Source organism: Pseudomonas sp. B21-051 (assembly GCF_024748795.1).
GTDB lineage: Bacteria > Pseudomonadota > Gammaproteobacteria > Pseudomonadales > Pseudomonadaceae > Aquipseudomonas > Aquipseudomonas putida_A.
Genome location: NZ_CP087166.1, coordinates 3,481,818 through 3,493,957 on the forward strand (window position 1 = coordinate 3,481,818; position 12,140 = coordinate 3,493,957).

Below are 12,140 nucleotides of genomic sequence, written 5' to 3' on the forward strand. Positions count from 1 at the left end.
GATGAACCTGTCCCCTCTCAATCGCCGCCGCTTTGAACTGTTCAAGGCCAACAAGCGTGGCTGGTGGTCGCTGTGGCTGTTTCTGATCCTGTTCGGCCTGAGCCTCGGCGCCGAGCTGATCGCCAACGACAAGCCGCTGGTGGTGCATTACGACAACCACTGGTACTTCCCGGCAATCAAGCGCTACCCGGAAACCACCTTCGGCGGCGAATTCCCGCTGGAAGCCAACTACAAGAGCCCGTACATCCGCGAACTGCTCAAGGCCAAGGATGCGTGGGTGTTGTGGGCGCCGATCCCCTACAGCTACCAGAGCATCAACTACGACCTGAAAGTCCCGGCACCGGCCCCGCCTTCGGCGGACAACCTGCTGGGTACCGACGATCAGGGCCGCGATGTGCTGGCGCGGGTGATCTACGGCTTCCGCATTTCCGTACTGTTTGCACTGACGCTGACTGTACTCAGCTCGATCATTGGCGTGATTGCCGGCGCGCTGCAGGGTTTCTATGGTGGCTGGGTCGATCTGGCCGGGCAGCGCTTTCTGGAGATCTGGTCGGGGCTGCCGGTGCTGTACCTGCTGATCATTCTCGCCAGTTTCGTCCAGCCGAATTTCTGGTGGCTGCTGGGGATCATGCTGCTGTTCTCGTGGATGAGCCTGGTCGACGTGGTGCGCGCCGAGTTCCTGCGTGGCCGCAACCTTGAATACGTGCGCGCCGCGCGGGCGCTGGGCATGCAGAACGGTGCGATCATGTTTCGCCACATCCTGCCTAACGCCATGGTCTCGACCATGACCTTCATGCCGTTCATCCTTACCGGCGCCATCGGCACCCTGACTGCGCTGGACTTCCTCGGCTTCGGCTTGCCGGCCGGCAGTCCGTCGCTGGGTGAACTGGTGGCCCAGGGCAAATCCAACCTGCAGGCGCCGTGGCTGGGCATGAGCGCGTTCGCGGTGCTGGCGCTGATGTTGAGTTTGCTGGTGTTTATCGGCGAGTCCGCTCGCGATGCCTTCGACCCGAGGAAGTGAAATGAATCAGGACAATCTGATCGAAGTGCGCGACCTCGCCGTCGAGTTCGGCTTCAACGAGCGCCTGCACCGGGTGGTCGAGGGCGTGAGCTTCGACATCAAACGCGGCGAAACCCTGGCGCTGGTCGGCGAGTCCGGCTCGGGCAAGTCGGTCACGGCGCACTCGATCCTGCGCCTGCTGCCCTACCCGCTGGCCCGCCATCCGGCCGGCAGCATCACCTATGCCGGGCAGAATCTGCTGGACCTGAGCGAAAAGACCATCCGCCACATCCGCGGCAACCGCATCGCGATGATCTTTCAGGAGCCGATGACCTCGCTCAACCCGCTGCACTCGATCGAGAAGCAGATCAACGAAATCCTCGGCATCCACAAGGGCCTGAGCGGCAAAGTCGCGACCAAACGCACCCTGGAGCTGCTGGAGATGGTCGGCATCCCCGAGCCGCACAAACGCCTCAAGGCCCTGCCCCATGAGCTGTCCGGCGGCCAGCGCCAGCGGGTGATGATCGCCATGGCGTTGGCCAACGAGCCGGAGCTGCTGATCGCCGACGAGCCGACCACCGCACTGGACGTGACCGTTCAGCTGAAAATCCTCGATTTGCTCAAGGAATTGCAGGCCAGATTGGGCATGTCGCTGCTACTGATCAGTCACGATTTGAACCTGGTGCGAAGAATTGCGCATCGCGTATGTGTCATGCAGCGCGGTTGCATCGTCGAACAGGCATCGTGCGCAGAGCTGTTCCGTTCGCCGCAGCATCCGTACACTCGGGAATTGCTCGGCGCGGAGCCCAGCGGAGGCCCGGCGACCAATAAAATCGGGGCGCCGCTGCTCGAAGTCGAGAACCTCAAAGTCTGGTTCCCGATCAAGAAAGGCCTGCTCAAGCGCACGGTGGATTACGTCAAGGCAGTGGACGGCATCAATTTCAGCCTGCCTCAGGGACAGACGCTGGGGATCGTGGGGGAAAGCGGTTCCGGCAAATCCACCCTCGGTCTGGCAATTTTGCGGCTGATCGGCAGCAAAGGCGCCATTCGCTTTGAGGGCAAACAGCTAGACTGCCTGACGCAGAACGAGGTTCGCCCGTTGCGTCGGGAGATGCAGGTGGTGTTTCAAGACCCGTTCGGCAGCCTGAGCCCGCGGATGTGCGTCAGCGACATCGTTGGCGAAGGCCTGCGGATTCACAAGATGGGCACCGCCGCCGAGCAGGAAGCGGCGATTATTGCGGCATTGAAGGAGGTAGGTCTGGATCCGGAAACCCGGCACCGCTACCCTCACGAATTTTCCGGTGGGCAACGGCAACGTATCGCCATTGCCCGGGCCTTGGTGCTGAAACCGGCGCTGATCCTGCTGGACGAGCCGACGTCGGCGCTCGACCGCACGGTGCAGCGGCAAGTGGTGGAGCTGTTGCGTTCACTGCAAGCCAAGTACAACCTGACGTATTTGTTCATCAGCCATGACCTGGCTGTCGTCAAAGCGCTGAGCCACCAGCTGATGGTGGTCAAGCATGGCCAAGTGGTCGAACAGGGAGCTGCGCAAGATATTTTTGCCGCCCCCAAACATCCGTATACACAGCAGTTGCTGGAAGCCGCTTTTTTGGCACCAGCCACTGCGCAATAACCTGAAAGAGGAGCAACACATGGGTTTTCTCGCCGGTAAGCGCGTACTGATCGTCGGTGTCGCCAGCAAGCTGTCCATCGCATCCGGCATCGCTGCCGCCATGCATCGCGAGGGCGCTGAGCTTGCCTTCACTTATCAGAACGACAAACTGAAAGGTCGTGTTGAGGAATTCGCTCAAGGCTGGGGTTCGAGCCCTGAGCTGTGCTTCCCGTGCGACGTGGCCAGCGATGAAGAAATCGCCAAGGTCTTCGAAGCACTGAGCAAGAAGTGGGACGGCCTGGACTGCATCGTGCACTCCGTCGGCTTCGCCCCGGGCGACCAACTGGACGGCGACTTCACCGAAGCCACCACCCGTGAAGGTTTCCGCATCGCTCACGACATCAGCGCCTACAGCTTCGTGGCCCTGGCCAAGGCTGGCCGCGAAATGATGAAAGGCCGCAACGGCAGCCTGCTGACCCTGTCGTACCTGGGTGCCGAGCGCACCATGCCAAACTACAACGTGATGGGCATGGCCAAGGCTTCGCTGGAAGCTGGCGTACGTTACCTGGCCGGCTCCCTGGGCCCGGACGGCACCCGCGTCAACTGCGTATCGGCTGGCCCGATCCGTACCCTGGCAGCCTCGGGCATCAAGAACTTCCGCAAGATGCTGGCCGCCAACGAAGCGCAAACCCCTCTGCGCCGCAACGTCACCATCGAAGAAGTCGGCAACGCCGGCGCCTTCCTGTGCTCCGACCTGGCCTCGGGCATCAGCGGTGAAATCATGTACGTGGACGGCGGCTTCAACACCACCGCCATGGGCAACATCGAAGAGTAATCTTCGGTCTGCCGATAAAAAAACCCGCCTCTTCAGGCGGGTTTTTTATTGGGTTCAACATCAAAGGATCGCAGCCTTCGGCAGCTCCTACATGAGCGGTGTTGCCCCTGTAGGAGCTGCCGAAGGCTGCGATCCTTTGATCTTCAGAGCAAACAATCGGCGAACATCGCTATCGCCTGACCGGACGCTTTCGCGAGCAAGCTCGCTCCCACAGGGTTCTGCGCTGTAACTGAATTTCGTGAACACCCGATAAACCTGTGGGAGCTGGCTTGCCAGCGATGAGGCCCGAATCAGCGCCGTTTCAACGCCTGCTTGTGCGCATACATCGCCTCGTCGGCATCGGCCAGCAGTCGATCCACCGTTTCATGGCGTTGCGGATCGTATTCGATCTGGCCGACGCTGAAGCGAATCGCGTAACCCCGGTGCAACGTGGCATTGCGTTCGTCCAGGATTTCCTTGAGCCGGGCCATGATCGCTGTGGTTTCGACGTGACTGGAGCCGGTCAGCAGCGCCACGAACTCGTCACCGCCCAAGCGCCCGACCACATCGCTCTCGCGAAAAGCGATGCGCAGCACATCGGCAAAGGTCTTCAGCGCACTGTCGCCTTCGGCGTGACCGTAGAGATCGTTGATCTGTTTGAAGTCATTGAGGTCGAAAAACAGCAACGTCGCCGGTTTGTCCAGACGCGCGCAAGCGTCCAGTGCATGCTGGGCCAGCTGTTTGAAACCGCGGCGGTTGGACAGCAGCGTCAGCTCGTCCATGCTCGCCATCTGCACCGCCATCAACTCTTGCTCGGCCATGCCGGCCAGATCGCGCAACAGGGCACGCTCCTCGTCGTCGAGTTCACGCGGCTGGGTGTCGATCAGGCACAACGTGCCCATTTTGTTGCCGTTGGGCACGGTCAGCGGGTAGCCCGCGTAGAAACGGATGTTCGGCTCGCCGATGACCAGCGGATTGTCATGAAAGCGCTTGTCCTGCTTGGCATCAGGCACCAGCAGCAATTCGTCCTGAAGAATCGCGTGCCCACAGAACGATACATCACGCGGGGTTTCGTTGACGTCGAGGCCGACGCACGACTTGAACCATTGCCGATCCTTGTCCACCAGCGTCACCAGGGCTATCGGCACGTTGAACAGGCGCTTGGCCAGACGGGTCAAACGGTCGAAACGTTCTTCGGGCGCCGAATCAAGAACCTTCAAGCCGTGCAGCGCTTGAATTCGGGTGGCTTCATTGGCGGGTTTGATCGGGGCCAGCATCACGCACTCCATCAGGGTCAATGACCGTTAGAGTAGCTTGATTCGCCAGCGGCTCACACACTCAACCGCCCGCCACCGGACATGGCCCGCCAGCATCGGCCCAAAGCTTGAACTGGGCCACAAAAATGTCATGCGGCACCGGCACCGGTGCGCGCCCTGCTCCGGGGTTCCAGCCCCACAACACCAGTTTGTCGTCGCTGACATGTTTGATCAGCGCGGCGAAGTCACGGTCGCCGTTGCTCGAGCGGTCCTTGATCATTGCGCACAACTTATCCGGTGGCAGACCGATCCAGGCCATCTTGCGCGCCGCCGGCGGCAGGCTCCAGTGTGGCGCTCCCGGTGGCGCATGCGGGCCGTAACTGTCGGGCGGATTGCTCTCGGCGTGGCAGGTGGCGCAAGGCAAACCGGCGGCGCCCTTGCCGTCCATGCCGCGCACCACATTCATCGCGTGTGGTTTGCCCGCATCGAACTGCAGCGGCGAGTCGCCGGGGATGTGGCAGTTCTGGCAGCGCGGGCTCTGGAACACCTTCTGCACCGTGCCGAACGCCTTGAGCGCTTCCTGATCATCGGCGAACAGGTCCGAGGCGTAGCCGCCCAAACCCAGCAACATCACCGTGCCCAACAGCAGATGTCGTTTCATCTCACACCCCCGACAGTTGCAGCGGCAGTTCACGCAGGCGTTGCCCGGTCAGCGCATACACGGCGTTGGCCACCGCCGGCGCGGTGGGCGGAACCCCGGCCTCGCCGATGCCGCCGGGTTTGTCGCTGCTGGGCACGATATGCACCTCGACCAGCGGCATCTCGTTGAGCCGCAGCACCTGATAGTCGTGATAATTGGATTGCACCACCGCGCCGTCCTTGACCGTCAGCTTGCTGTGCAGCGCCATGCCCAGGCCAAAGGTAATGCACGATTCCATCTGCGCCGCGATGCTCTGCGGATTGACCGCGATCCCGCAATCCACCGCACACACCACGCGGTGCACGCGGATCGCCAGATTGTCCTGCGAGACCTCGGCCACCTGCGCCACATAACTGCCGAACGACTCGTGCACCGCCACGCCCAACGCATGCCCGTCCGGCAATGGCGCTGTCCAGTTGGCCTTCTCCACCGCCAGATTCAGCACCCCGAGATGCCGCGCGTGATCCTTGAGCAAGGTGCGTCGATATTCGATCGGGTCCTTGCCCGCCGCCGTGGCCATCTCATCGATCAGCGACTCCATGACGAACGCGGTGTGGCTGTGCCCCACCGAGCGCAGCCACAGCACATTGATCCCGGTCTGCGGTGAATGCAGCTCGACCTGTTGATGGGCCAGGCCCTTGATATACGGGCTGTCGGCCACACCTTCGACCGAAGTCGCGTCGATGCCGTTCTTGACCATGGTCTGTTCGAGCATGGTGCCGGCCATGATCGATTGACCGACCAGCACATGCTGCCAGCTCAGCGGCATACCCTGCCCGTCGAGGCCGATGCGCGCCTGATGCAGGAACATCGAGCGGTAATAACCGCCGCGAATGTCATCCTCCCGAGACCACACGGTTTTCACCGGCAGCCCGGCGGCTTTCGCCACTTGCACCGCTTCGGCGACGAAGTCCGAAGTCGGATTGGCCCGACGCCCGAAACCACCGCCAAGAAACTCGGTATGAATTTCCACCTGTTCCGGTTTGAGCCCGGTGATCTTGCCGGCGACCATCTGGTCGAGGGTCTGGAATTGCGTGCCGGTCCAGATCTCGCACTTTTCGGCGCTGATCTTTACCGTACAGTTCAGCGGCTCCATCGGTGCATGCGCCAGATACGGCACGCTGTATTCAACGTCGATTTTCTTCGCCGCCTTGTCGAAGTTGCCTTTGGCATCCCCGGCCTGACTGGCGGAAGTGCCCGGTGTCGCTGCCAGTTTGCGGAAACTGTCGAGCAGGCCCTGGCCGCTCAGGTCCGCGTGCGGGCCCATGTCCCAATCGACTTTCAATGCATCGCGACCAAGTTTCGCCGCCCAATAATGCTCGGCGATCACCGCCACACCGGTCGGCACCTGTACCACTTTGTGCACGCCGGGCACCGCCAGCGCCTCGGCGCCCTCGAAGGATTTGACCGTGGCGCCGAACACCGGTGCACGGGCAACCATCGCGGTCATCAAGCCCTCGAATTGCACGTCCATGCCGAACCTGGCGCGCCCGGTGATTTTCTCCGGGGTGTCGAGGCGCCTGGTTGGCTTGCCGATGACCTTCCAGTCCTTGGCCTCCTTGAAGGTGATCGACTTCGGATCCGGGACCGGCAGTTGCCCGGCAGCGTCCGCCAGTTCGCCGTACGTCGCGCGTTTATCGCCGGCGATCACCACGCCCGACTCGGTGCGAATCGTCGACGCAGCGACGTTGAAGCGCTTGGCCGCCGCTTCCACCAGCATCTGCCGCGCCGTGGCCCCGGCCAGCCGGTAGCGATCGAACTCCATCCAGGTAGAGGTCGAGCCGCCGGTAATCTGCATCCCGCCAAACGCCGGCATGCCGTAATTGGCCGCCGAGGCCGGCGAGTGCTCGACGCGGATCGTCGACCAGTCGGCGTCCAGTTCCTCGGCGATCAGCATGGTCAGGCCGGTCCAGATGCCCTGACCCATTTCAGAATGCCCGAGCAACACCGTCACGCTGTTGTCAGCGCCGATACGCAAAAACGCATTCGGCGCGAAGACCTTGCCTTCATTCTCCGCCGCCAGGGCAAATCGATGGGCACCGGGGACGACAAACGCCACCACCAGACCGCCACCCAGCACGGCACTGCCCTTGAGAAAGCCGCGACGCGATACAGGACTGTTCATCAGCCTTCTCCCAACATGCCTCAGCCGATTTCGGACGCGCGCTTGACCGCCGCACGGATCCGGGGATAGGTACCACAGCGGCAAATATTGCCGGAGAGCGCCTGATCGATATCGCTGTCGGTGGGTTTGGGGATCTTCGCCAGCAGCGCCGCGGCAGACATGATCTGCCCCGACTGACAGTAACCGCATTGCACTACGTCTAGTTCGGCCCAGGCCTGTTGCACCGGGTGCGAGCCGTCGGTCGAAAGGCCTTCGATGGTAAGGATTTTCTGGCCGTGGGCCACGGCGGTGGCGGGCGTGATACAGGCACGCAATGGTGCGCCATCGACGTGTACGGTGCAGGCGCCGCACTGGGCCATGCCACAGCCGAATTTGGTACCGGTCAGGTGCGCAACGTCACGCAGGACCCAGAGCAACGGCATGTCGGCCGGCACATCGAGCTCCTGATCCTTGCCATTGATATTCAAGGTCAGCATCGGGGGATTTCCTCAGACTCACGGTGTTCTGAAGGGGCGCCGCTACGGCCGTGGAAGCCTGTGCGCGCCTCGGCTTATCCCTTTCAGCAAAGCCTAATTTGCGCGTGAAGCCAGACATGGCGACCACCGGTCATGCCTCAACGCAAAAATGTCGACTTTAATCCTCTGGCTGATAACGGCGCTCACCCGAACCATCAAAACGGTCTGCGACGAGCGCGGTAACCCATCACCTTGGTCAGGAGTCGCGAACATGGGATTTGTCACCACCAAAGACGGCGTCGATATTTTCTACAAGGACTGGGGCCCGAAGGACGCCCCGGTGATCCACTTCCACCACGGCTGGCCGCTCAGCTCGGACGACTGGGATGCGCAGATGCTGTTCTTCCTGGGCCAGGGCTTTCGGGTGATTGCCCACGACCGTCGCGGGCATGGACGCTCGAGCCAGGTCTGGGACGGCCACGACATGGACCATTACGCCGACGATGCGCTGGCGGTGGTTCAGCACTTGGGGGTGAAGAACGTGGTGCATGTCGGCCACTCCACCGGCGGCGGCGAGGTCATCCACTACATCGCCCGGCATGGTCAGGACAACGTCGCCAAAGGCGTGTTGATCAGCGCGGTGCCACCGTTGATGGTCAAGACCGAAAGCAATCCGGGTGGCTTGCCGAAATCGGTGTTCGACGATTTTCAGGCGCAACTGGCGGCCAATCGCGCGCAGTTCTATCGCGACATTCCCACTGGCCCGTTCTACGGCTACAACCGCCCGGGCGCCAAGCCTTCCGAGGGGATCATCGGCAACTGGTGGCGTCAGGGCATGATCGGCGGCGCAAAGGCGCATTACGACGGGATCGTCGCCTTCTCCCAGACCGATTTCACCGAAGACCTGAAGAAGGTCACCGTGCCGGTGCTGGTGATGCACGGCGAGGACGACCAGATCGTACCTTATGCGAACTCGGGGCCTTTGTCGGCGAAACTGCTGCCAAATGGCACGCTGAAATCGTATCCGGGGTTTCCGCACGGGATGCCGACGACTGAGGCGGCGACGATCAATGCGGATCTGCTGGCGTTTATTCGCGGCTGACACACATCATTGTGGGAGCTGGCTTGCCGGCGATGGCGGTGGCGGTGGCGGTGGATCAGGCAACATCAATTGTGGATGTGCCGGCCTCATCGCTGGCAAGCCAGCTCCCACAGGTTTTCAGGTGGTTGCTGAATACTCGGTCACACCAGGGACCGCGTGGGAGCCAGCCTGCTGGCGAAGGCAATCGGTCAATCAATGATGGGTTGGCTGACTCACCGCATTCGCGAGCAGGCTCGCTCCCACAGGGGACTGGGTGATTGGCTTGACTGCGTATTACGCCTCGGTACGCCCTGTACCTTCGCGATCCCGCTCGTAATGGTGTGCCAACGGCAGCGCCGGCAACCATGACTCGCGCCGCACAGTCCACAGTTCATAGGTCGGCGTGAACTGGCTCGGCTCGTCCAGCGAGCCGACATTCACTTCAATTTCATCTCCCGAACGTGCAAGTACCGGCGAACCACAGCGCGGACAGAACACTCGCCCTCGATACTCGCCGGTTTTACCGCTGACGGTCACCGCATCCTCGGGAAATATCGCCGAGGCTTGAAACAACGCGCCGTGGTGTTTGCGGCAGTCGAGGCAGTGGCAGATCCCGACGCGGTAAGGTTGGCCTGATGCTTCGAAACGCACATCGCCGCACAGGCAACCGCCCGTTAATGGCTTCATGGTGTCCATCCTCTGCCAGACTCTGTTAAGCCTTTGAACATAGCAGCCGTACAAGTGAACGCCCACTATCGGCTTTTACCGGAGACAGCGCCATGCCCTCCCCTGAATCCATCTTGTTACAGAGCTGGCACAGCAACGCTGATGCCTGGATCGAAGTGATCCGCAGCGGTGCCATCGAAAGCCGTCAGCAGGTCACCGATCAGGCGATCCTGCTGGCGATCATGGGCCGGCAACCGGAGCGCGTGCTGGATCTGGGTTGCGGCGAAGGCTGGTTGTTGCGGGCGCTGGCGGATCGCGGTATCGATGCGGCGGGAGTCGATGGCGATGCGACGTTGATTGACGCGGCGCGCGAGGCCGGTTCGGCCAAGGTGCATATCGCCAGTTACGCGGCATTGGTTGACGCTGAAATTGATATCGACCGTGATTACGATTTGATCTGCGCCAACTTCTCGCTGCTGCATCAGGACATCATCCCATTGCTCGCCGCGATGCAGGCGTTGCTGGTTCCGGGCGGCGCCATGATCATTCAGACCCTGCATCCGTGGGCCGTGGCGGCCGGCGATTATCAGGATGGCTGGCGTGAAGAGTCCTTCGCCGGGTTCAAGGGCCAGTGGCAGCCGATGCCGTGGTATTTCCGCACGCTGTCGAGCTGGTGCAACGCGCTGGACATGGCCGGGTTTCAACTGGTCAGCCTGCAGGAGCCGCAGCATCCGCAAAGCCCGGTGCCACAGTCACTGTTGATGATCGCCGAACGGCGCTGACCGGGGCGACTCGAACCCCTTGTGGGAGCGAGCCTGCTCGCGAATGCGGAGTGTCTGACAGGCTCGTTGCCGCATGTGCCGACGCTTTCGCGAGCAGGCTCGCTCCCACATTGTTTGGCGTCCAATGCTTCACTTGTCGATCTACGGCACCGCCCTTCGACCAAGGACTGACTACGCTGATAATCCTGCGTGTCTAACCTGCCGAGGATGACTGCCATGCAACGCTTTCAAAAAATCACGCCGTGCCTGTGGTTCGACGATCAGGCCGAAGCGGCGGCGCAGTTTTACTGCTCGATCTTCGATCATTCGAAAATCACCGGCCTGACCCACTACAGCAAGGTCGGCCAGGAATTTCACGGCAAGCCGGAAGGCGCGGTGATGACCGTCAGTTTCGAACTCGACGGCCAGACCTTCACCGGCCTCAACGGCGGGCCGATGTTCAAGTTCAGTGAAGCGATTTCGTTTCAGGTCAATTGCCAGAATCAGGAGGAAGTCGACCATTTCTGGGGCAACCTGTCGGCCGGTGGTCCGGTCGAAGCCCAACAATGCGGCTGGCTCAAAGACCGGTTCGGCGTGTCGTGGCAGATCGTGCCGGTGGCGTTCATGCACATGATGCAGGACGCCGACACCAGCAAGTCGCAACGGGCAATGCAGGCCATGTTCAAGATGAAAAAACTCGACATCGCCGAACTGGAGCGGGCCTTTGCCGGCCAGAGCTAATACACTCCGGTGTCTGGCCCGCCGGGAACCATAACGATGAAACACGCTGCCGCCAAAAACCCTGAAAAAGCCCCTCGCTTCTGGCGCGACGATGCCCTGCCCTTCATCGAAGCGCGGGCCATCGCCGATGGCCGTGAGGTCTGCTACTCACGCCATTCCCATGCGCATTTTTCGATTGGCGCGATCACGGCCGGGCGGAGCATTTATGTGCATGAGCAATCGACGTTCGAAGTCGCCGCCGGCACCGTGGTGCTGATGAATCCCGGCGACGTGCATGCCTGCAACCCGCTCGATGATCAGCCGTGGTCGTACTTGATGCTGTATGTCGAGACGCCGTGGCTGACGGATCTGCAGCATCAACTGGGGTTCAGTGCGGAGCTTGAGTTTCGGCGGTTTTCCACCACGCATTTGCATGACGCCCGGCTGTTTCGGGATCTGCAAGGGCTTTACGCCACACTGGTCGATGAGCAGCAGGACATACTGCGCAAACACAGCGCAGCGGTGGAATTTTTCAGCGACCTGCAACTACGCCTGAACCCGGCTGAACCACCGTTGCGTGAACCGAATTTCAAGCTCGAACGCGCTGCCGATTTCATCCGCGAACACTGCACCGACCTGCTCAGCCTGGAGGACATCTGCACGGCGGCGCAGTTGTCACCGTCGTATCTGATCCGTGCGTTCAAACAGCATTACGGCATGACCCCGCATGCCTTTGTGGTCAACCAGCGCATCCAGTTCGCCCGCGAACGCCTGCGCAGCGGCCAGTTGATTGCCGATGTCGCACTGGAAGCGGGGTTTGCCGATCAGGCGCATTTTCAGCGCGCGTTCAAACAGCACCTGGCGGCAACCCCCGGCCAATATCGCGGCTGACAGACGAAAGCGGCTACGCTGAGGATCAGCGGCCAATTCCGGCCCGGGAGTCTGCTCCG

The 12,140-nt window shown here is 61.5% G+C and carries 12 protein-coding genes; 7 read left to right on the plus strand and 5 right to left on the minus strand.

The genetic code is table 11. The annotated features are described in order from the left end of the window. The first annotated feature begins 1 nt into the window (after position 1). Genes LOY52_RS15355 through fabI form a run of 3 tightly spaced genes read left to right on the plus strand, consistent with a single transcriptional unit; the run spans position 2 to position 3,447 of the window. On the plus strand, positions 2-1,021 hold the full coding sequence (locus LOY52_RS15355) for an ABC transporter permease (protein ID WP_007965317.1): 1,020 nt from the start codon (positions 2-4) through the stop codon (positions 1,019-1,021). A gap of 1 nt (position 1,022) precedes the next feature. Beyond that, on the plus strand, positions 1,023-2,633 hold the full coding sequence (locus LOY52_RS15360) for an ABC transporter ATP-binding protein (RefSeq protein ID WP_258674806.1): 1,611 nt from the start codon (positions 1,023-1,025) through the stop codon (positions 2,631-2,633). A 19-nt stretch (positions 2,634-2,652) separates the two neighbouring features. Further along, positions 2,653-3,447: an enoyl-ACP reductase FabI gene (gene fabI / locus LOY52_RS15365; RefSeq protein WP_053119821.1), complete on the plus strand. Its 795-nt coding sequence runs from the start codon at positions 2,653-2,655 to the stop codon at positions 3,445-3,447. Positions 3,448-3,737: 290 nt separating this feature from the next. On the opposite strand, the gene LOY52_RS15370 is transcribed toward fabI, so the two are convergent. The 4 genes from LOY52_RS15370 to LOY52_RS15385 form a co-directional block, all read right to left on the minus strand. Beyond that, positions 3,738-4,703 (minus strand): sensor domain-containing diguanylate cyclase, encoded by a 966-nt coding sequence (locus LOY52_RS15370; RefSeq protein ID WP_258674809.1) that lies wholly within the window; start codon positions 4,701-4,703, stop codon positions 3,738-3,740. Positions 4,704-4,764: 61 nt separating this feature from the next. Next, the gene (locus LOY52_RS15375) at positions 4,765-5,343 is read right to left on the minus strand and encodes a hypothetical protein (protein ID WP_258674811.1); all 579 of its coding nucleotides are present in this window, start codon (positions 5,341-5,343) and stop codon (positions 4,765-4,767) included. 1 nt (position 5,344) lies between these two features. Further along, positions 5,345-7,507: a xanthine dehydrogenase family protein molybdopterin-binding subunit gene (locus LOY52_RS15380; protein WP_258674812.1), complete on the minus strand. Its 2,163-nt coding sequence runs from the start codon at positions 7,505-7,507 to the stop codon at positions 5,345-5,347. A 20-nt stretch (positions 7,508-7,527) separates the two neighbouring features. After that, on the minus strand, positions 7,528-7,983 hold the full coding sequence (locus LOY52_RS15385; RefSeq protein WP_003224136.1) for a (2Fe-2S)-binding protein: 456 nt from the start codon (positions 7,981-7,983) through the stop codon (positions 7,528-7,530). A 250-nt stretch (positions 7,984-8,233) separates the two neighbouring features. Between LOY52_RS15385 and LOY52_RS15390 the strand changes: the two genes are divergently transcribed. Continuing rightward, the gene (locus LOY52_RS15390; RefSeq protein ID WP_258674815.1) at positions 8,234-9,064 is read left to right on the plus strand and encodes an alpha/beta fold hydrolase; all 831 of its coding nucleotides are present in this window, start codon (positions 8,234-8,236) and stop codon (positions 9,062-9,064) included. Positions 9,065-9,337: 273 nt separating this feature from the next. Here LOY52_RS15390 and LOY52_RS15395 read toward each other — a convergent pair whose 3' ends face one another. Then, positions 9,338-9,730: a GFA family protein gene (locus tag LOY52_RS15395; RefSeq protein ID WP_258674817.1), complete on the minus strand. Its 393-nt coding sequence runs from the start codon at positions 9,728-9,730 to the stop codon at positions 9,338-9,340. A 92-nt stretch (positions 9,731-9,822) separates the two neighbouring features. Here LOY52_RS15395 and LOY52_RS15400 point away from each other — a divergent pair, with 92 nt between their 5' ends. The 3 genes from LOY52_RS15400 to LOY52_RS15410 all read left to right on the plus strand — a co-directional run bounded on the left by LOY52_RS15400 (position 9,823) and on the right by LOY52_RS15410 (position 12,081). Next, on the plus strand, positions 9,823-10,491 hold the full coding sequence (locus tag LOY52_RS15400; protein WP_258674819.1) for a bifunctional 2-polyprenyl-6-hydroxyphenol methylase/3-demethylubiquinol 3-O-methyltransferase UbiG: 669 nt from the start codon (positions 9,823-9,825) through the stop codon (positions 10,489-10,491). A 216-nt stretch (positions 10,492-10,707) separates the two neighbouring features. Further along, positions 10,708-11,211: a VOC family protein gene (locus tag LOY52_RS15405; protein ID WP_258674820.1), complete on the plus strand. Its 504-nt coding sequence runs from the start codon at positions 10,708-10,710 to the stop codon at positions 11,209-11,211. Positions 11,212-11,247: 36 nt separating this feature from the next. Continuing rightward, positions 11,248-12,081, plus strand: a complete 834-nt coding sequence (locus LOY52_RS15410; protein WP_258674822.1) for an AraC family transcriptional regulator — start codon at positions 11,248-11,250, stop codon at positions 12,079-12,081. Positions 12,082-12,140 lie beyond the last annotated feature (59 nt).